Annotated in this window: 14 protein-coding genes; 10 read left to right on the forward strand and 4 right to left on the reverse strand. The window is 65.0% G+C overall.

Annotation, left to right across the window (positions count from 1 at the left end; all coding sequences use genetic code 11):
• Positions 1 to 63: 63 nt before the first annotated feature.
• A complete protein-coding gene (locus WG899_RS17595) occupies positions 64 to 1,251 on the forward strand; it encodes a urate hydroxylase PuuD (RefSeq protein WP_339596959.1) in 1,188 nt (395 codons plus the stop codon).
• Positions 1,252 to 1,287: 36 nt separating this feature from the next.
• Positions 1,288 to 2,574 (forward strand): glycerate kinase type-2 family protein, encoded by a 1,287-nt coding sequence (locus WG899_RS17600; protein ID WP_339597042.1) that lies wholly within the window; start codon positions 1,288 to 1,290, stop codon positions 2,572 to 2,574.
• A gap of 19 nt (positions 2,575 to 2,593) precedes the next feature.
• Here WG899_RS17600 and WG899_RS17605 read toward each other — a convergent pair whose 3' ends face one another.
• Positions 2,594 to 3,181, reverse strand: a complete 588-nt coding sequence (locus WG899_RS17605; RefSeq protein WP_339596960.1) for a hemerythrin domain-containing protein — start codon at positions 3,179 to 3,181, stop codon at positions 2,594 to 2,596.
• Positions 3,182 to 3,263: 82 nt separating this feature from the next.
• On the opposite strand from WG899_RS17605, the gene WG899_RS17610 reads away from it, so the two are divergent.
• Together WG899_RS17610 and WG899_RS17615 are read left to right on the forward strand one after the other, a co-directional pair.
• The gene (locus WG899_RS17610; protein ID WP_339596961.1) at positions 3,264 to 4,067 is read left to right on the forward strand and encodes a Crp/Fnr family transcriptional regulator; all 804 of its coding nucleotides are present in this window, start codon (positions 3,264 to 3,266) and stop codon (positions 4,065 to 4,067) included.
• Between the two features lie 168 nt (positions 4,068 to 4,235).
• A complete protein-coding gene (locus tag WG899_RS17615; protein WP_339596962.1) occupies positions 4,236 to 5,066 on the forward strand; it encodes an HDOD domain-containing protein in 831 nt (276 codons plus the stop codon).
• 34 nt (positions 5,067 to 5,100) lie between these two features.
• Here WG899_RS17615 and WG899_RS17620 read toward each other — a convergent pair whose 3' ends face one another.
• Positions 5,101 to 6,384: a citrate/2-methylcitrate synthase gene (locus tag WG899_RS17620; RefSeq protein WP_339596963.1), complete on the reverse strand. Its 1,284-nt coding sequence runs from the start codon at positions 6,382 to 6,384 to the stop codon at positions 5,101 to 5,103.
• A gap of 194 nt (positions 6,385 to 6,578) precedes the next feature.
• Here WG899_RS17620 and WG899_RS17625 point away from each other — a divergent pair, with 194 nt between their 5' ends.
• Both WG899_RS17625 and WG899_RS17630 read left to right on the forward strand, forming a co-directional pair.
• Entirely contained in the window at positions 6,579 to 8,771 is a 2,193-nt protein-coding gene (locus tag WG899_RS17625; RefSeq protein ID WP_339596964.1) for a TonB-dependent receptor plug domain-containing protein, read from the forward strand.
• Positions 8,772 to 8,983: 212 nt separating this feature from the next.
• Entirely contained in the window at positions 8,984 to 10,201 is a 1,218-nt protein-coding gene (locus WG899_RS17630; RefSeq protein WP_339596965.1) for a serine hydrolase domain-containing protein, read from the forward strand.
• A gap of 150 nt (positions 10,202 to 10,351) precedes the next feature.
• On the opposite strand, the gene xdhB is transcribed toward WG899_RS17630, so the two are convergent.
• Both xdhB and xdhA read right to left on the reverse strand, forming a co-directional pair.
• Complete coding sequence (xdhB, locus tag WG899_RS17635) at positions 10,352 to 12,685, reverse strand: xanthine dehydrogenase molybdopterin binding subunit (RefSeq protein ID WP_339596966.1); 2,334 nt, start codon at positions 12,683 to 12,685, stop codon at positions 10,352 to 10,354.
• Positions 12,682 to 14,229 (reverse strand): xanthine dehydrogenase small subunit, encoded by a 1,548-nt coding sequence (gene xdhA / locus WG899_RS17640; RefSeq protein WP_444718866.1) that lies wholly within the window; start codon positions 14,227 to 14,229, stop codon positions 12,682 to 12,684. Before xdhA ends, xdhB begins: the two co-directional genes overlap by 4 nt.
• Before the next feature lie 80 nt (positions 14,230 to 14,309).
• On the opposite strand from xdhA, the gene guaD reads away from it, so the two are divergent.
• The 4 genes from guaD (at position 14,310) to WG899_RS17660 (ending at position 19,324) form a co-directional block, all read left to right on the forward strand.
• A complete protein-coding gene (gene guaD / locus WG899_RS17645) occupies positions 14,310 to 15,620 on the forward strand; it encodes a guanine deaminase (protein WP_339596967.1) in 1,311 nt (436 codons plus the stop codon).
• A 140-nt stretch (positions 15,621 to 15,760) separates the two neighbouring features.
• Positions 15,761 to 17,329, forward strand: a complete 1,569-nt coding sequence (locus WG899_RS17650) for an ABC transporter ATP-binding protein (RefSeq protein ID WP_339596968.1) — start codon at positions 15,761 to 15,763, stop codon at positions 17,327 to 17,329.
• Positions 17,316 to 18,401, forward strand: coding sequence for an ABC transporter permease (locus WG899_RS17655; RefSeq protein ID WP_339596969.1), 1,086 nt, complete (start codon positions 17,316 to 17,318; stop codon positions 18,399 to 18,401). The genes WG899_RS17650 and WG899_RS17655 overlap by 14 nt, the downstream gene beginning before the upstream one ends.
• A 2-nt stretch (positions 18,402 to 18,403) precedes the next feature.
• Positions 18,404 to 19,324, forward strand: a complete 921-nt coding sequence (locus WG899_RS17660) for an ABC transporter permease (protein WP_339596970.1) — start codon at positions 18,404 to 18,406, stop codon at positions 19,322 to 19,324.
• The last annotated feature ends 22 nt before the right edge of the window (positions 19,325 to 19,346 follow it).

Consider the following 19,346-nt stretch of genomic DNA (forward strand, 5'->3'; position numbering starts at 1 on the left):
TTGATTGACGCGACCTAATGCAGCTCACAGCGCCCGCCTGTGGTGAGCCGCCTCGGGGTCTGGATGAATAGCTCCTACCTGCTCGATTGGGCCGGCCTGCTTTTGCGCTGGTTGCATGTGATCGTTGGCATCGCCTGGATCGGTGCCTCCTTCTACTTTGTCTGGCTCGACAACCATTTGCGCAAGCCGACGGCTGCCGATCTGCGCGCCAAGGGCGTGGACGGTGAGCTCTGGGCCGTCCATGGCGGGGGCTTTTACAACCCGCAGAAGTACCTGGTGGCGCCGCCGGATCTACCCGAGCATCTGCACTGGTTCTACTGGGAAAGCTACTGGACCTGGATCAGTGGCTTCGCGCTCTTTGTGACGCTGTATCTGCTCAATGCCGACAGCTATTTGATCGACCGCCGCGTGTTCGACTGGAGCGCGCCCCTCGCCATCAGCGCGGCGCTGGGCTTCTTGGCGGCGGGCTGGCTGGTGTATGACCAGATCTGTCGCCGCTTGGGTCACACCGTCGATGGCAGCATCGGCCATGACGGCCGAGTCTTGGGGCTGATCGGCGTGTTCATCGCTGCCGCGACCTGGCTGGCCTGTCAGCTCTTCGCAGGCCGCGCGGCCTTCTTGCTGGTCGGCGCCATGATGGCCACGATGATGAGCGCCAATGTGCTGTTCTGGATCATTCCCGGCCAGAAGCAGGTGATTGCGGACATGCGCGCCGGGCGCCCGGTGAACCCAGTCTTTGGTCAGCGCGGCAAGCAGCGCAGCGTGCACAACACCTATTTCACCCTGCCGGTGTTGATCGCCATGCTCAGCAACCACTACGGCATGCTCAACGGCCACGCGCACAACTGGTTGCTGCTGATTGGATTGATGGCGGTGGGCGTGCTGGTGCGCAGTTATTTCGTCAAACGCCACAAAGGCGTCAATGCTTGGGGCCTGCTGGTGGCCGCGGCGGTGTTGTTGATCGGCCTGGTGGTGGGCGCGGCGCCCAAGCCTGCGCCGACCCATGCGCTCTCGGCCGTGCCCAGTTTGGCTGAGGTGCAAGCGGTGGTGGCGCAGCGCTGCCTGCCCTGCCATAACGCTGAAATCGCCCAGAAGGGCGTGCAATTGCACAGCGCCGCCTTGATCGAACAGAATGCGCAGCAGCTGTACCAGCAGGCGGTGCTGCAAAAAACCATGCCGCTGAACAATGCCACCGGCATCACCGAGGATGAGCGCGCCTTGCTGGGCCGCTGGTTTGCGGCACGGCCTTGAATCCAGCAGAGGGAGAATTCTTTGGCCGAAGTGTTGATGCCGCCGCGCGATCTGTTGCGCCATTTGTTCGATGTGGCGGTGGCGCGCGCCTTGCCTTCGGCCGTACTGGCGGCGCATTTACCGCCACCGCCAAGCCGGGGCCGCACGCTGGTGCTGGGTGCCGGCAAGGCCGGTGGCGCCATGGCCCAAGCGCTGGAGGCCGCCTGGCCGAAGGATCAGCCGCTCAGTGGCCTGGTGATCACCCGTTATGGGCACACCCCACCGGACTATGTACCGCGCCGCATCGACTTGGTCGAGGCCGCTCATCCGGTGCCCGACGCAGCCGGCGTTGCCGCCTCGGCGCGCTTGCTGCAGCTGGCGCAGGGTTTGGGGCCGGACGATTTGGTCATCTGTCTGATTTCCGGTGGCGGCTCGGCCTTGCTGAGCCTGCCGGCGCTGGGACTGAGCCTGGCAGATAAGCAGGCCGTCAACCGAGCCTTGCTGAACAGCGGCGCCGCCATCGATGAGATGAATTGCGTGCGCAAACACCTGTCCGCCATCAAGGGCGGCCGCTTGGCCGCGGCCTGTGCGCCGGCGCAAGTCCTGACCCTCATGATCAGCGATGTGCCCGGCGACGAGCCGGCCGTCATTGCGTCTGGGCCAACGGTGGCCGATGCCAGCACTTGCGCCGATGCGCTGGCGATCTGTCAACGCTATGCGATCCATTTGCCGGCGGCCGCCCGCGAGGGCTTGCTGTCGGGCGCGTTTGAAACCCCGAAGCCCGGCGATGCCGTCTTTGCCGGCCAGCAGCTGCGCATGCTGGCAACGCCGCAGCAGAGCCTGCAGGCGGCTGCCGAGGCGGCCCGCGCATTGGGCTTGAACGCCCATGTGCTGAGCGATTCAATCGAGGGCGAGTCGCGCGACATTGGCGCCATGCATGCGGCGATGGCGCGGGCGGTGGCTCGCCGCGGCGAACCTTTCAGCAAGCCTTGCGTGATTTTTTCCGGCGGGGAAACCACGGTGACGGTGCGCGGCGACTCGGCGCGACCCGGCCAAGGTGGGCGTGCGACCGAGTTCCTACTCGGTTGCGCGATCGCTTTGGACGGCGAGCCCGGCGTCTATGCGCTGGCGGCAGATACCGACGGGATCGATGGCGTTGGCGATAACGCCGGCGCCCTGCTGACCCCAAGCAGCCTGGCCCGCGCCCGCGCGCTGGGTTTGAGCGCGCGACGCGAGTTGGATGCGCACAATGCCCGTGGTTTCTTCGAGCCCTTGGGCGACTTAGTGTCGCCAGGCCCAACCTTCACCAATGTGAACGATTTCAGGGCCTTGCTGGTGCTCTGAAGGCGACAGTCAGGGACTTTCAGGGGAGTTGAAGGCCGCGCCTGGCGGCCATCTCCCGGCCCATGCGCTCGAGTTGCTGCGCGTCCAGCGCGGCGGCTGCGGCCGGGAATACCAAGCCATCCTCGCACGCCAGATGCTCGGCGTGCAGCGTCACGAACAGCTGCGCCAAACGCGCCAGTTCGGCGCACTCGGGCTCGGACAGCGCGCCGTCCGCCGCAGCCGTCAAGGGCGCCAGGGCCCCGCGCAGTGCCAGCCATTGGCGATGAATGTCCTCATGCTGGCGGCGCAGCATCTGGCAAGCCTGCAGTAGCTCGGCTTGTTGGCCACGTTCCAGTGCGGGGAAGACATGCAACTCCTCGTCCTGGTGGTGCAAGGGCGCGGCCACGTCAAAGTAACGCAGCAGGTCTTGGGCCGCTGAGCGGGCATTGGCGTCGACGCCTGACGCTCGCAGGTGTTCGCACAGGCGCAGCAACAGGTCCAGGCTGCGCTGCACCCGCTGATGGCAAGCCTCCAACAGGTCGAACGGTTGCGCATAGCTGCTGCCGGGCTGCAAGGACGCATTTGCAGCGAGCGAGGCCTTGCGGGTGATTTGAGTTGGGGAAACCATAGTGGATTGGATCAAACAAGGGCGATGGCGGATTGTGTGTCGATAGGGAGTTTTGATTTTGCGCAAAGACAGGAACGGGGTCATGGCGGACATTGCCCACCATGCTCCGGCGTTTGATGCCGGCGTCTTCTTCCCTCGCCCAGCATCATTTGAATGGACCTCCGCCACCGTGGACACCGCAACCGCCCCTTTGCTTGCCCGTAGTGCCGCCCGCTCCCAGGCCTGGGATCCGGAGTGGGAGGCTGTGTTCGGTCCGCCGCGCCTGACCGAGGCCGAGCGGCAAGCGTTGGGCCTGCTGTTGCGTCCTAGGCAGCTGGCGGTGGGCGAGTTGGTGTTCCGGCGCGGCCAGGCGGCCAGCCAGTTGGTGGCGGTGCTGGACGGCGCGGTTGGGCTCGGGGTGGCCGGCGAAGGGCAGGCCTTTCATCTGGAGCGCAATATCCACGGCCCGGCCTGGCTGGACATCAGCAGCGCATGGGTCGGCGGAGGGCATGTTCAGGACGCCCGCGTCTTGCTCAATGCCACCGTGCTCGAGTTGCCTTTGGAGGGCCTGCGGCAGTTGCTCGGCCGCTTCCCAGACCTGCGCGAGCGCATGATGCGGGCCTTGGCGCAGGCGGTGCAGAACCTGACCGGCGCCACCCATGACTTGATGGCCAAGGACGCGCAAAAGCGCTTGGCGACTTGGCTGCTGTCGCAGCGCTCAGACGCTTGCGGGGGCGATGTGGCCCTGAAGGAACGCAAGCGCGAGCTGGCGGCCCAATTGGCCATCACCCCCGAGACGCTGTCGCGTCTGCTGCGTGGTTTGATGAGTGCCGGCCTGATCGAGGTCAAAGGCTACTCGATCAAATTGCTCAATCTGGGCGCCCTGCAGACCTTGGCGCACGACTGATCCTTGCACGGCGGGAGCCGTTTTTCGATCCAATTGCGTTGGAAATTCACCGCTTTCTTGGTCTTTCTTGCTGGCCTTGGCCTCGCTTCGCCGCTTAGACTGCAAGTGAGGGGTAGTGCAGTTGTGCCCCGCAACTCTCGATCCGTGTCAGAGCCAGAGGAGACCAATGTGACTGCTGCAGCCGAAAAATTCTTCCAGAAGAACCACGCACTGCCCACCATGCCTGAGGTCGCCAGCCGACTGATGCGCAGCTTCGACGATGAGAACATCAGCCTGAATACAGTCGCCGATCTGATCGGCAAGGACGCCGGGCTGGCCGCCAAGGTACTGCGACTGGCCAACTCGGCCCGTTACAGCCCCTCGCACCAAATTTCTAGCCTGACCGATGCCGCCGCGGCGCTGGGCATGGAGACCTTGCGCAATCTGTCCTTGGCGGCTTGCCTGTCGGGCGCCTTCCCGGTCGTGAAGGGCCTGGACCGCTCGCTGTTCTGGCGCCACAGCGTCAGCACGGCGGCCTACGCGCGCATTCTCAGCAAGATGCTGCATCTGGATGCCGACACTGCCTATCTGGCTGGCTTGATGTTACGCACCGGCCAAATCATGATGGCGATGAGTGAACCCGAGATGGTGGCCGATGTGGAAGCGCATGCGGCCGAACCGGGCAGCCGTTTCTCGCTGGAAGAACATCGCTTTGGCTGCACCCATGCCGACGTGACCGCCTCCTTGGCTTCGCACTGGCATTTCCCGGCGACCATGGTCGAGGCCTTCAAGGATGCCAACACGCCGATGGAAATTCGCCCCTTCTCGCTGATGGCGGCGGTGTTGCATCTGGCCGAGGTGCTTGCCGATGCGGCCGAGCATCACGACAACCCGAGCCAGGCCTTGATGGTGGCCGTGCCCGAGTTGGTGGAACATTTGCATTTGGACCTGGACTTCTTGTCGGCCAAGATCGAAGCCGCCGGTGATGTGGCCAGCGATGTGGAGCAAATGCTGAATTGAGCCGTCGTCCAGGCGTGGGCGGGGTCAATTCAAGTCAGGGCCCGATATAGCGCGCCCGCACCCACAGGCGCTGGCCGCTGCGGCGCTGCTCCAGGATATGGGCCAGCACACCGATGCTGCGCCCGGCCATTTGTAGACACAGGGCCGCCTCGGCGGGAGCGCCGATTGCGCGGCGCAGCGCGACCAAGCCGAAGTCAATCGACGGTTTCCAGCCGGTCAAGCGGGCCACGGCCGGGGCCAGGTCTTGCTGCAGGCCGTCGCTGCGGGCCGGCGCCAGCCGTTCGCACTCGTCCAGCAGTCGCCGCGCCCGCGGGTCGCCGCCGGGATAGGACAGGTGGTTGAAGCCCGGCAGGCCTTCTCCGCGGTCGAGTCGGCGCATCAGGGCGGCGTCCAAGTCATCGGCCGCGGCCATCTCGTCCCAGAGCGCCTCCACCTGCATGCAGGCGCCGCCGTTGAAGGTGGCGGTGAGGTTGCACATGGCGGCCAGCAAGGCTGCACCCAAGCTGGCGTCCACCGAGCTCAGGCAGCGGGCGCTGAAGCTGACCATATTCATCTCGTGATCGGCCACCAACACCAGGGCGCGGCGCAGCGCCTCATCGGCCTTGGCGGGCAAATGCCAGGCGCGGCGAAACTGCTGGTGCATCGGTGCATCGCTGGGCGGGCTGGCCAGAAAGCTGGCGATCAACGCCCGCAGGTGCGCCCCGCAAGCGTTCGCCAAAGCCTCGCCATCGGGCAGCCAGGCCGGGCCATGTAATTCGGTGAGCGCGGTGGCGAACAGGGCCAATGGACGACTGGTCGGCTTGTTGGGCAACTGCTCGCAGAGCCGCTGCCAGTGGGCGCCGAGGTCTGGGGCTGGTCCGGTGAAGGGATCAATGGCGGCATCAAACTGCCAGAGCAGACGCGCCACATCCTCGGCGCTGGCCTGCTCGGCCAGTTGCAGTGCCGGCTGGCCGCGGTAGATCGGCTGGCCCTCGCGCACGCAGGACAGGGCGGTGTCCAACAGCGGCAGGCCGTCGTTGAGGGCTGCCATGGTTTGCTGCTCGCGTTGCCGGCCGCCCTCCTTGCGCCGCAGCAGCAACTCAACCTCAAAGCTGGAATAGCGGCGCACGCGCGGGTCGCTCGGGTCTGTGTTGGCATTCAACAGGCCGCGGCTGACATAGGCGTACAGCGTTGCCTTGCTGATGCCCAGACGCGTCGCGGCAGCGGCCGAATCAAGCAGGGTGTAGGTGCCTGAAGCGGGCAGTTGTAGCCCCGCAGGCGCCGGCTCGGTGGGGCTGCTTGCTGCTGTCTTGCGAACCCGTCGCTGTGGTTGATTCATATATTGATGAACTTGATCAAGATTGATTTGTCGGGCGCGCCCCAGTCTAATCGCGACCATGCCGAAGGGGCAAGACGAAGGTTTTCTTGGGAAGTAGTGCCGTGTTGATCGCAATGGATGGAAGTTTTGATTCAAGCCGGATGGCGGTGAGGGGTGCAAAGGGCCGATTGGGCAAGTTAGCCCCATTGGGTTTGATGATCTTATTGGCACCGATCGTGGCCCTGGCGCAGGGTGCGGAGGTGCCACAACAGCCGCCCAAGCAGCCGGCGCCGTCCACGGCTAGCCTGCAGCGCGTTGAGGTGCAGGGCGATGGCGCGGCCAACGCGCTGAGCGCGCGCCGTGAGTCGGTCGGCGCCTTGCTGGTGGTGAACCGGGACGAACTGCTGCGCGCCGGCGACACCCGGCTGAGCGACGCCTTGCGCCGCGTGCCAGGCATCAGCGTGCTCGACCAGGGGCCGCGCGGGGCGGAGATCCGCATGTCGGGCCTGGGGGCCGGCTATACCCAGTTGCTGCTGAACGGCGAGCCGGTGCCGCCGGGTTTTTCGCTGGAGTCGATCTCGCCCGAGGCGATCGAGCGCATCGAGGTGTCGCGCAGTGCCGGCGTCGAACAAAGCAGCCAGGCCATCGCGGGCAGCATCAATATCGTCACCCGGCGCAGCGCCCGCCAGGCGCAGCGTGAGCTGAAGCTCGGCATGGGCTCGCAGTTGAGCCGGCCCATGCTCAGCGCCGACCTCAATCTCGGTGACCGTGACGGTGGTTTTTCCTGGGGGCTGGGCGTGGGCCTGGCGCATGAGCAGCAACAGTGGCCGATGAAACTGGATCAGCAAGCCCTGAATGCCCAAGGTCAGCTAGTGCAGGCCTACCGTACCGACAAGCTCGAATTTGACCGGAGCAATCGGCTCAGCCTGAGCCCGCGCGCCAGTTGGACGCTATCGCCCAGCCAGACGCTGAGCACCGATCATCTGCTGCGCGTCTCACACTCCCGAGGCGGCGCGATCGACGACCGTTTCAGCACGGCGGGCCCAACGCCCGAGCAGGCCCACAATGATCTGGACATCAAGATCCGCGGCTGGCAGCTGCGCAGCCGGCTGAATTGGACCCTGAACGAGGAGGGCGGTGCCAAGTCGGAGTTGAAACTGGGCTACACGCGCTTGCAGCGAGACTCAGACGCACAGTTTGAAGGTTATGACTTCGGTGGGCGTTGGATCCGTGATGCCCATGTTGATTCGTTGGCGATTGACCAAGGCTGGAGTCTGGCGGGGCGCCATCGTCGCGCGCTGGGCGAATCACACAGCCTCAGCACCGGTTTTGATCTGGAAGAAAATCGCCGCAGTGAAGACCGTTTGCAGCGCGAGCAAGCGCTGCCGGGCGGCTTGCCGGTGGAGAACCTGGACGAAATCTACGACGCCCGCATCCGTCGCCTGGCGCTGTTCCTGCAGGATGAACTCGACATCAGCAAGGCTTGGCAGGCCACGCTGGGGCTGCGTTGGGAGTCACTGCAGACGCGCAGCACCGGCAATGTGTTCGAGGGCATCAGCAAGACCTCGGGAGTGCTCAGTCCGGTGTTGCAAGCACTCTGGCGCGTGCCGGATAGCAAGGATCAGCTGCGCCTCGGTTTGGCGCGCAGCTACAAAGCGCCCACGCCCCGCGAGCTGACGCCGCGCCGCTTTGTCGCCAACAACAACAGCCCGACCACGCCCGACCTGCAAGGTAACCCGGACCTGCTGCCTGAGCTGGCCTGGGGCTTGGATGCCAGCTGGACGCATCCCTTGAGCAAGTCCAGCCTGCTCAGCGCCAGCGCTTATCTGAAGCGCATCGAGCAGGTCATCGTCAGCGAGCTGATTCTTCAAAACAAACACTGGGTGGAGCGGCGCACCAATCAGGGCACGGCTTGGGTGGAGGGCCTGGAGTTGGAAGCGCGCCTGAGCCTGCCGGAGCTGATCAAGTCTGGCGCGCCGGCCGTGGAGCTGCGTGGCAACTGGGCGATTCATCGCTCAAGGGTGCTGGCGGTGCCGGGACCAGATAACCGCCTGGCTCAGCAGATTCCGATGAGCCTGAATCTGGGCTTCGATCACCGTTTGGCGGCACCGCCGCTGGAGGTCATGAGCGGCAGCTTCAGCTGGGGCGGCAATCTGAGCCTGAGTCGCGGCGCCACGCAGCGACTGGCTGAAGACCGCTGGGCCGGCTTGCCGTCCACCCGGGTCTTGGACTTCTATGCCTTGTGGAAGTTGGACAAGCAAAACGCCTGGCGGCTCAGCCTCGGCAACCTGCTTCAGCCCGATCGGGTCAGCACCCGCCGCGTCTTGGTCGAGGGGCTGGACCATAGGCTGGAAGATCGGCTGCAAAGCGGCGTCAACGCGCGCCTGCTGTGGGAGCGCAGTCTGTGACAGGGCCTGAAGCACGGCTTGTGGCTCCATGCGCGCCGGGGTGGCCTGTGGTGATACGCAGGGGCCACGTTGAAGCCTTGGCTTGGGGCGAGACATCCACCGAGACTGTGCCAGAAGCAGTCGTTGCCCTGGGTGCACGAGGGGATTCGAAAAATTGTTTGAGGGCCGTCAGAATCAAATCCTGCCTCCGACTTTTCCGTATAAGAAAGCGCATGAGCCATCTATCGTCCAAGCGCCGCATGCGGTTTTTGCCAACGCTGTTTTTGGTCCTTTCCGCGCTCGCAATCAGTTCAGCCCAGGCTCAAGACGATGCGGCAGCCATGATCGCTCGCATTGAAGCGCCGCAAGTTCCAGACCAAACGCCGGGCGAAAGCGATTTGTTTGCATTCAGTATTGCGGCGCTGCTCGAGCGGCTCCACGTCCCAGGCGTGAGCATTGCTGTGGTGAAGGATTTCAAACTGCACTGGGCCAAGGCCTATGGCGTGGCAGATGCAGAAACTGGCCGATTGGTTGATACACAAACTCGTTTCCAGGCCGCATCGATCAGCAAACCAGTCACGGCGCTCGCTGCCATGCACTTGGTCCAAAAGAAGCGGATGAAGTTGGATGCGGATGTCAATACGCTGCTGAAATCATGGCAAGTTCCCACATCCGATCTGACGCACGCGCAAGCGGTGACGCCACGCTCACTGCTCAGCCACACCTCGGGGGCGGATGACGGATTTGGTTTCCCTGGCTACGTGCCCAACACGCCGCTGCCAACGCTGCTGCAAATCATCAAGGGTCAGCCACCGTCCAACGTGGGCGAGGTGGTCTTCACACGCGCGCCGTATGAGGCCTACAAGTATTCCGGCGGTGGCTACACCATCATGCAACTGGCCCTGAGCGAGTTATCAGGACGCCCGTTTGCGCAGTTCATGCGTTCGACGGTATTAACCCCCTTAGGCATGGCCCGCAGCACTTTCGAGTCACTGCCAACGGACTCCGATACTACGAATGCCGCGCTGGCACACGACGAACATGGCCAGCGCAAGGGGCCTCCCTGGCACGTCTATCCGGAACAGGCCGCCGCCAGCTTGTGGAGTACCCCAAGTGATCTCGCAAAAATCATCATCGAAATCCAGACCGGGCTGCGCGGTCCGACCGGCAAGGTCATTGATCAGCGCACTGCTAGAGAAATGATTTCCCCGCCAGGAATAGGCCGCTTCGCCATGGGCCTGGTGATTGATCAGCGCCAAGACGGCTGGTACTTTTCGCACAGTGGTTCGAACTGGGGATATTGGGCGTGGATGAGCGGACATATTCGCAAGGGTTACGGCGTCGTCATCATGAGCAATGGCGCCAATGGCCTGGCCCTGATGAATCAAATCGCAGACCGTGTCGAAAAGGCCTACCAATGGGACTCACTGGAAAAGCCGATGTCGAAATAGGGCACTGCTGGGCCATGCAGTTGTATCGAGGGAGGCGATGCCTCAATTGTTAAGGGCCAACCAAGCTTCGACGCTTCTGATGCCTACCGGGTAGCGGCAGCAACGCCAAGTGCTTCCCTACAAGACTTTTCAGCGCGGGGCGTATGGCGGTCAAAGAGGAGCCAGGCCTTGCGTCGACTGCAATGCTCGCAAGACGGACTCTGCGGTGGCTGGCGCGCGCAGATCGGGGTCGCAACCGGCGGGGCCGGTCGAGGCGACGGCGTCCTTGATGGCCAGCAGCACCGAGATCGGCAAGAGCAGCGGCGGCTCGCCCACCGCTTTGGCGCGGTGGATGCTGTCGGCCGCATTCGGCTGGTCGAACAAGGCCACGCGGAAGTCCGGCGGGCTGTCGTTCGCGGTGGGGATTTTGTAAGTGCTGGGCGCGTGGGTGAGCAGGGCGCCACTGCTGGGGTGCCAGACCAGCTCCTCCATCGTCAGCCAGCCCATGCCCTGCACAAAAGCGCCTTCGATCTGGCCGATGTCCAGCGCGGGGTTGAGCGAGCGGCCCACATCGTGCAAGACGTCGGCGCGGATGACACGGCTTTCGCCCGTCAGGGTGTCGACCAAGACTTCGGAGACAGCAGCGCCGCAGGCGAAGTAGTAAAACGGCTTGCCTTGCAGCTTGGCGCGGTCCCAGTGCAGGCCGGGCGTGGCGTAAAAGCCCTCGCTCCACAGCTGCACCCGCTGCATATAGGCTTTGTGCACCAGCTCGGCAAAACTCATCGAGTGAGTGCCGGCGCTGACCCGCTCGTCCGCAAAGCGCACCTCATCCGCCGAGCATTGCCACAGCTGCGCCGCCAGCGCGGCCAGCCGGGCCTTGATGCGCGCGGCGGCGTCTTGCGCGGCCTTGCCATTCAGGTCGCTGCCGGTGGAGGCGGCCGTGGCCGAGGTGTTGGCGATCTTCTGGGTGTCGGTGGCGCTGCAGCGCACGCGGGCCAGGCTCAACCCCAGCTCATGCGCCACCACCTGCGCCACCTTGGTGTTCAGGCCCTGGCCCATCTCGGTGCCGCCGTGGTTCACCAGCACCGATCCATCGGTGTAAACATGCACCAGCGCGCCGGCCTGGTTCAGGTGCACCACATTGAAGCTGATGCCGAATTTCAGCGGCGTCAGCGCGAGGCCTTTCTTCAAGACCGGGCTGCGAGCGTTGAAGTCGCTCACCGCTTGACGGCGCTGGGCGTAGTCGCTGCTGGCTTGCAGGCCTTCGATCAGCGGGGCCAGGATGTTGTCTTCGACTTGTTGGCCGTAGGGGGTGATGTTGCGGCCACCTTCGTCGGCGTAAAGATTGATCAGCCGCACCTGCAGCGGGTCACGCTGCAAGCGGCGCGCCACCGCGTCCAGAATCATCTCGATGGCCAGCGCTCCTTGCGGCCCGCCAAAGCCGCGAAAGGCGGTGTTGCTCTGCGTGTGGGTGCGGGCGCAAAAGCCGTGCAGGGCCACATGCGGCAGGAAATAAGCGTTGTCGAAATGGCAGAGTGCCCGCGCCATCACCGGCGCCGACAGATCCGCCGAGTGGCCGCAGTTGGAGATCAGCTCCACCTCGGCGCCGAGGATGCGGCCCTGCTCGTCAAAGCCCACATCCCAGCGGTAGTCAAAGCCGTGGCGTCGGCCAGTGATCATGAAGTCGTCATCGCGGTCCAGGCGCAGCTTGACCGGGCGGCGCAGCTTGGTGGCCGCGACGGCGGCCACGCAGGCGAACAGGGCCGACTGCGATTCTTTGCCGCCAAAGCCGCCACCCATGCGCCGGCATTGCACCTGCACCTGATGCGAGGCCCAACCCAAGGCATGAGCGAGTAACTGCTGCATCTCGCTCGGGTGCTGGGTGGAGCAATGCACCAAGAGGCCTTGGTTCTCCTGCGGGACGGCGTAGCTGATTTGGCCCTCCAGATAGAACTGCTCCTGCCCGCCCACCGACCACTCGCCGCTGAGCCTCAGCGGCGCCGCTGCCAGGGCGGCCGCCGCATCGCCTCGGCTCAGGTGCATGGGCGGCAGCACATAGTGGCCTTGAGCATGGGCGTCTTTGGCCGTCAGCACAGCGGGCAGGGCGTCAATTTGCAAGGCCGTCTTGGCCAGGGCGGCGGCGCGGCGCGCCAGCTCGCGGCTGCTGGCGATGATGGCAAAAACTGGCTGGCCCAGATAACTCAAAGTCTCGCCGGCAAGAATCGGGTCATCATGGACCAGCGGGCCGCAGTTGTTTTCGCCGGGGATGTCGGCGGCGGTCAGCACCGCCACCACGCCCGGTTGGGCGCGCAAGAGCGCCAAGTCGATGGACAGCAAGCGCCCATGTGCCACAGGAGACAAGCCCAGGGCCGCATGCAGCGTGCCTTGCAGTTCGGGGATGTCGTCGGTGTAGACCGCTTCGCCGCTGACGTGCAGCGCGGCGGATTCATGCGGCTGGCTTTGGCCCACGCGGTCGCCCGTCTGCATGTGCTGGGGCGCCTTCATGCCGCGCTCCCCGTGCGGCTATTGAAGCTGACGGCCTGCCAGACGCTCAACTCACGCGCCGCCAGTGGCTGCTCGGCGCGTGTTTCCAGCCAGAGTCGGCGCAGCAGGTTTTGCGCCACTTGCAATCGATAGCTGCTGCTGGCGCGGGCGTCGCTCAGAGGCGTGAAGTCTTGGCTCAAGCCGGCCTGCGCCGCTTGCAGCGCCGCCTCATCCCAGACCTGGCCCAGCAAGGCCGCTTCGGCAAGGGCTGCGCGCTTGACCACGGCGGCCATGCCGCCATAGACCAAGCGTGCTGCGAGCACCCGATGGCTGCCGGGCTCCAACTGCAAGGCCAACACCGCGCAGACGGCGGAGATATCGCTGTCAAAGCGCTTGGCCACTTTGTAGGCGCCGAGGCGCCAGTCAGGACCGGGCAGCGGCAGATGCAAGGCCTCGACGAATTCGCCCGGCTGGCGAGCGTTTTGCATATAGCCGAGGTAGAAGTTTTCCAGCCTCATGCGGCGCTGCTGGGCACCGTGGCGCAAGATGATCTCGGCGCCCAGGGCGATCAATGCGGGTGCGCCGTCGCCAATCGGCGAGCCATTGGCGATATTGCCGCCCAGGGTGCCGGCCTGGCGCACCGGCGGCGAGGCAAAGCGCAGCCACAGCTCGCGCAGAGCCGGCGCGGCCTCGGTCAGTGCCGACCAGGCTTCTTCCAACGAGGCGGCGGCGCCTATCCATAAGCCCGGCTGGCCCTGGAAATCTTGCGCGCGAATCTGTCGTAGCTCGGCCACCGCGCCCACAAAAATCAAATCGCCCACATCGCGGAACTGCTTGTTCAGCCACAGGCCGATATCGGTGGCGCCGGCCAGCAGCCGGGCTTGCGGCTTGGCCTCACATAACGCCGCCAATTCGGCCACCGTGCGCGGCGCATCAAAGGCGTCCACCCGGCCTGCATAAGCCGGGTTGGGGGCTTCGTAATGCAGAGCTTCATCGGCCTGCAATTGGCGCAAGGCCGCCACGATGGGCGCGCGATCAATGGTGTGGGGCGGCAGCGCAAACATGCGCTCGCCGGCGTCCAGAATCGGGCGGTAGCCGGTGCAGCGGCACAGATTGCCGGCCAAGTCATCGGCCAGTTGTTGGCGGGTGGGCTGGCTGCCTGCCTCCTGATGGCGCTCATAGCAAGCTTGCAGCGTCATCACAAAGCCGGGGGTGCAAAAGCCGCATTGCGAGCCGTGGCAGTCGATCAGGGCCTGCTGCACCGGGTTGGGCTTGGCGGCCGAGCCTAGGTCTTCCACCGTCAACAGAGCCTGGCCGTCCAGCGTGGGCAGCAGCTGGGTGCAGGCGTTGACATTGCGCAGCCGCAGCTCGCCTTGCTCATTCAGTTCGCCCAGCAAGACGGTGCAAGCGCCGCAGTCGCCTTCGGCGCAGCCTTCTTTCGTGCCTGTGCAGGCTTGGCCGGGCTGGTGTTCGCGCAGATAGCTGAGCAGCGTGGTCGTGGTCGGCAGACCTTGGACGGACCGAATCTGGCCCTGCTGGAAAAAACGGATCGGACGCTGCTGCATGCTCATCGAAACCAAACTCACCAAGCTGCTGGGCCCTTGACGATATACGATCCTGTCCCGCCTCTTTTGAAAACGCTGCCTTGTCCACTACAACGCCACAGAAAATTGCCCTGCGCGGCGACCTGCTCGACTTCACCGCCAGCCCCGCCTGGGGCGACTTGGAGGGCAGCGGCGCGGTGCGCTTCCAGCCTGACCATTGGTTGCTGATCGATGAGCAGGGCCGCATCCAGGGCACGCAGGCGCATGAACCGGATCAGCAGTGGCTCAAGATCGATCACCAAGGCCGACTGATCCTGCCCGGCTTCATCGATACCCATGTGCATTGCCCGCAGCTCGATGTGATCGCCTCTTACGGCGCCGAGCTGCTTGACTGGCTCAACACCTACACCTTCCCGGCCGAATGCCGTTATGCAGACCCGGCCGTGGCGCAGGCCGGCGCGGCGCGTTTTCTGGACGCCCTGCTGGCGCATGGCACGACGGCGGCGGTGGTCTTCCCCACTGTCCACAAGGTTTCGGTCGAGGCCTTGTTCGAGGCCGCGCAGCAGCGCGGCATGCGCCTGATCACCGGCAAGGTGCTGATGGACCGCCACGCCCCGGCCGCTTTGTTGGATCCCAGTGTGGCGCAAGCCGAGCGCGACTGTGTGGACCTGATCTCGCGCTGGCATGGTGTGGATCGCCTCAGTTATGCGGTCACGCCACGCTTTGCGCCCACCAGCACGCCCGAGCAACTGGCCATGGCCGGTGCGCTGTGCCGTGCCGACGCCACGCTGTACATGCAAACCCATGTGGCCGAGAACCGCGAGGAGGTGCGCTGGGTCAGCGAGCTGTTCCCGCAGGCGCGCAGCTATTTGGATGTGTATGCCCGCGAAGGCCTCTTGCACCCGCGTTCGGTGCTGGCCCACGGCATCTGGCTGGATGATGAAGACCGCCGCGTGCTGGCGGCCAGCGGCGCCCAAGTGGCGTTCAGCCCCTCGTCCAATCTCTTCCTCGGCAGCGGCTTGTTTGACTGGCCGGCGGCCCGCGCCGGGCAGGTGCAGGTGTCGGTGGCCAGCGATGTGGGCGGCGGCACCAGCTTGTCGATGCAGCGCACGCTGCTGGATGGCTACAAGGTCCAGGCCATGGCCGGCCAGCGCCTGACGGCCTGGGCCGGACTGCATGCCGCCACTCGCGGCGCCGCCGAGGCCCTGGGCCTGGGCGCGGAAATCGGCCATTTCGGCGCGGGCACCCTGGCCGATGTCTGCGTTTGGGACTGGGCACGCGGCCCGGTGGCCGAGGCGCGCGACGCAGTGGTGCGCGGCCTGCATGAACGGGTGTTTGCCTGGATGAGCTTGGCCGATGACCGCAATCTGCGCGCCGCCTATGTGGCTGGGGTGTGCAAGCACTCGGCCTAAGTTTGCCTTCGGTTTTGCCCCGCTTTTTGCCCGGCTTGCCGGGTTTGTCCTGCCTTCCCATCGATTCTTGGCGCTAGGGTCCAGGCTGATTTGCCCGGATACTTGCGTTTGAACTTGTCGCCCGACCTCTTGCCTTCTTCATGAGCCCAGCCCGCCTGCAACTTTTCGGCATCAGCAAGCAATACCCCGCGGTGCGGGCGAATGACGCCATTGACCTGACGGTGGCTCCGGGCCAGATTCATGCGGTGTTGGGCGAAAACGGCGCCGGCAAGTCCACGCTGATGAAGATCATTTACGGCGCGGTGCAGCCCGATGCCGGTCGCATGCAGTGGATGGGCCAGCCGGTGACCATCAAGTCGCCCGCCCAGGCCCGGGCCTTGGGCATCAGCATGGTCTATCAGCATTTCTCGCTGTTTGACACGCTGACCGCGGCCGAGAACGTCTGGCTGGGCCTGGACAAAAGCATGGGCTTGGCCGAGGTGACCCAGCGCATCGAGACGCTGGCCCAGACCTATGGCCTGGAGGTCGACCCGCAGCGCCCGGTGCACAGCCTCTCGGTGGGCGAGCGCCAACGGGTGGAGATCCTGCGCGCCTTGATGACCGAGCCCAAGCTCTTGATCCTGGACGAGCCCACCTCGGTGCTGACCCCGCGCGCGGTGGACAAGCTCTTCGTCACCCTGCGGCAGTTGGCGGCGCAGGGCTGCTCGATTTTGTATATCAGCCACAAACTCGACGAGATCCGTGCGCTCTGCGATCACTGCACCGTCTTGCGCAGCGGGCGCGTCAGCGGCGAGGTGGACCCGCGCACGCAAAGCAGTGCGGAGCTTTCGCGCCTGATGATCGGCGCCGAGCCGCCGTCAGTGCAGCGCCAGCCGCGCCGGCCCGGCCCTTTGGCGCTGAGCCTGCGCCGGCTCAGTCTGGCCAAGGCTCAGCCCTTTGGCACGACCTTGGTGGACATCGACCTGGACCTGCATGGCGGCGAGATTGTTGGCGTGGCCGGTGTCTCGGGCAACGGCCAACAAGAGTTGCTGGCCGCGCTCAGCGGCGAGGATCGCCGTGCTCAGGCCGGCGCGGTGCAGCTCTTCGGGCAAGACATCGCGCGCAGCGGCCCGAGCCGGCGGCGCAAGCTGGGGCTTCACTTTGTGCCGGAAGAGCGTCTCGGGCGCGGCGCGGTGCCCAGCTTGTCGCTGGCGCAAAACACCTTGCTGACCCGCACCGAGCGGGGGCCGCAGGGCTCGCTGGGCACTTTCGGTTGGCTGCATCAGCGCCGGGTTCAACATCTGGCCGAGCGACTGATTGCGCGCTTTCAGGTGCGCGCCGGCGGCGCCGGGGCGGCGGCGCGCAGCCTCTCGGGCGGCAATTTGCAGAAGTTCATCGTCGGCCGCGAGATCGATGCCGGGCCCAAGGTGCTGATCATTGCCCAGCCGACCTGGGGCGTGGATGTGGGCGCGGCGGCGCAGATTCGCGCCGAGTTGTTGCAGCTCAGTGCGGCCGGCTGCGCCGTGCTGGTGCTGAGTGAGGAGTTGGACGAATTGTTTGAGATCAGTGATCGCCTGGTGGTGATGGCGCAAGGGCGCCTGTCCCCCTCGGTGTCGGTGAGCGAGGCCAGCCGGTCTTTGATTGGCGAGTGGATGAGCGGCCTGTGGCAAAGCTCGCCCAGCGCCGCCCCGGCGCTCAGCGCAGAAGGAGCGGCCGATGTTCAAGCTTGAGCCGCGCCCGCAACCCTCGCGGCTGATGGGCTTGGCCTCGCCGCTGCTGGCGCTGGGCCTGACGGTGCTGCTGGGTCTGGGCTTGTTTTTGCTGCTGGGCAAAGACCCGCTGCGCGGTCTGCAAATGTTTTTCTGGGAGCCGATTCGCAGCCTGCAAGGCTGGAGCGAACTGGGATTGAAGGCCACGCCCTTGCTTTTGATTGCGCTGGGTTTGGCGGTTTGCTTTCGTGCCAATGTCTGGAACATCGGGGCCGAAGGGCAGTTCATCGTCGGCGCCTTGGCGGCCGGCTGGGTGGCGATGCAGGCCGATGCCACCAGCACTGCCGGGGTGATGGTGCCCGCGATCTTGGCCGCCGGGGTGCTGGGCGGCATGGCCTGGGCCGGCATCACCGCGCTGCTGCGGGCGCGCTTCAATGCCAATGAAATTTTGGTCAGCCTGATGCTGGTCTATGTGGCCGATCTCTTGCTGGCTTATTTGGTTTACGGCCCCTGGAAAGACCCGGCCGGCTTCAACTTCCCGCAGAGCATCAGCTTCCTGCCGGTGACCAAGATCCCGCGCTTGTTCGAGGGTTCGCGGCTGAACATCGGCGTCTTGATCGCGCTGGGCTCGGCCCTGGCTTGCTGGGTGCTGCTGTTCCGCTCCTACCTGGGCTTTTCGCTGCAGGTGGGCGGGCTGGCGCCGGCGGCGGCGCGCTATGCAGGCTTTTCTTCAGAGCGGGCGTTGTGGACGGCCTTGCTGCTGTCGGGCGCCATGGCCGGCTTGGCGGGCGCGCTGGAAGTGGCCGGGCCGCTGGGTCAGCTGACGCCTTATGTGCCGGCGGGCTATGGGTTTGCGGCCATCATCGTCGCCTTTGTCGGGCGGCTGCATCCGGCGGGCATTGTGCTGTCCTCGGTCTTGATGAGCATGTTCTACATCGGCGGGGAGTTGGCGCAGTCGCGCATGGGTCTGCCCAAGTCCATCACCGGCGTGTTCCAGGGGCTGCTGCTGTTTTCGCTGCTGGCCTGCGACACCTTGATTCACTACCGCGTGCGGCGCATTGCCGCACCTGGCGCGGCCACCCCAGGGCTTTGAGCATGGAAAGCATTGCACCGCTGATCGCGGCCTCGATGAATGCCGGCACCTTGCTGGCCTTGGCGGCCTTGGGCTTGTTGATCAATGAACGCGCCGGCATCGTGAACCTGGGCGCGGAAGGGCTGATGCTGGTGGCAGCCGTGGCCGGTTTTGCTACCGCGGTTCATACCGGCAGCGACACCTTGGCCTTTGTGGCCGGCATGGTGGCGGGCGCGCTCTTGTCGGCCCTGTTCGGCCTGCTGGTGATTTGGCTCAACACCAACCAGTACGCGGCGGGCCTGGCGCTGAGCCTGTTTGGCACCGGCTTTTCGGCCTTTGTCGGCATCCGCTACACCCAGGAGAAGCTGAGCCCGCGCAGCAGTTATGAGCTGCCCTGGCTGGCCGATCTGCCTTTTGTGGGACCGGCCTTTTTCAAGCAGCACCCGCTGGTGTACGGGGCGATTGCACTGACCGCTTTGCTGGCTTGGTTTTTGTATCGCTCGCGCGCCGGCCTGGTGCTGCGGGCGGTGGGTGAGTCGCCAGAGTCTGCGCATGCGCTCGGTTATCCGGTGCGCAAGATCCGCCTGGCCGCCGTGGTGGCCGGCGGGGCTTTGTGCGGACTGGCCGGGGCTTATGTGTCGGTGATCTATACGCCGCTGTGGGTCGAGGGCATGATTGCCGGCAAGGGCTGGATCGCGCTGGCCTTGACTACTTTTGCCACCTGGCGGCCGGCGCGCATTTTGCTCGGTGCTTATCTGTTCGGCTTTGTCACCATGTTGCAGTTCCATCTGCAGGGGCAGGGCGTGCAGATTCCCAGTCAGTTCCTCAGCATGCTGCCCTATCTGGCCACCATCTTGGTCTTGGTGCTCATCTCCAGCAAGGCGGCCTTCATTCGCGCCAATATGCCGGCCTCGCTGGGCAAACCTTTTTTCCCTGGCTCATGATTCTTGATTGGAGAGAAAGTCT

Source organism: Paucibacter hankyongi (assembly GCF_037482915.1).
GTDB lineage: Bacteria > Pseudomonadota > Gammaproteobacteria > Burkholderiales > Burkholderiaceae_C > Paucibacter_A > Paucibacter_A hankyongi.

What these genes read in the sequence shown, in the direction of transcription:
- WG899_RS17595 (WP_339596959.1), top strand. Translation starts at nt 64, where the DNA reads ATGAATAGCTCCTACCTGCTCGATTGGGCCGGCCTGCTTTTGCGCTGG.
- WG899_RS17600 (WP_339597042.1), top strand. Translation starts at nt 1,288, where the DNA reads ATGCCGCCGCGCGATCTGTTGCGCCATTTGTTCGATGTGGCGGTGGCG.
- WG899_RS17605 (WP_339596960.1), bottom strand. Translation starts at nt 3,181, where the DNA reads ATGGTTTCCCCAACTCAAATCACCCGCAAGGCCTCGCTCGCTGCAAAT.
- WG899_RS17610 (WP_339596961.1), top strand. Translation starts at nt 3,264, where the DNA reads ATGGCGGACATTGCCCACCATGCTCCGGCGTTTGATGCCGGCGTCTTC.
- WG899_RS17620 (WP_339596963.1), bottom strand. Translation starts at nt 6,384, where the DNA reads ATGAATCAACCACAGCGACGGGTTCGCAAGACAGCAGCAAGCAGCCCC.
- WG899_RS17625 (WP_339596964.1), top strand. Translation starts at nt 6,579, where the DNA reads ATGATCTTATTGGCACCGATCGTGGCCCTGGCGCAGGGTGCGGAGGTG.
- WG899_RS17630 (WP_339596965.1), top strand. Translation starts at nt 8,984, where the DNA reads ATGAGCCATCTATCGTCCAAGCGCCGCATGCGGTTTTTGCCAACGCTG.
- xdhB (WP_339596966.1), bottom strand. Translation starts at nt 12,685, where the DNA reads ATGAAGGCGCCCCAGCACATGCAGACGGGCGACCGCGTGGGCCAAAGC.
- xdhA (WP_444718866.1), bottom strand. Translation starts at nt 14,229, where the DNA reads ATGCAGCAGCGTCCGATCCGTTTTTTCCAGCAGGGCCAGATTCGGTCC.
- WG899_RS17650 (WP_339596968.1), top strand. Translation starts at nt 15,761, where the DNA reads ATGAGCCCAGCCCGCCTGCAACTTTTCGGCATCAGCAAGCAATACCCC.
- WG899_RS17655 (WP_339596969.1), top strand. Translation starts at nt 17,316, where the DNA reads ATGTTCAAGCTTGAGCCGCGCCCGCAACCCTCGCGGCTGATGGGCTTG.
- WG899_RS17660 (WP_339596970.1), top strand. Translation starts at nt 18,404, where the DNA reads ATGGAAAGCATTGCACCGCTGATCGCGGCCTCGATGAATGCCGGCACC.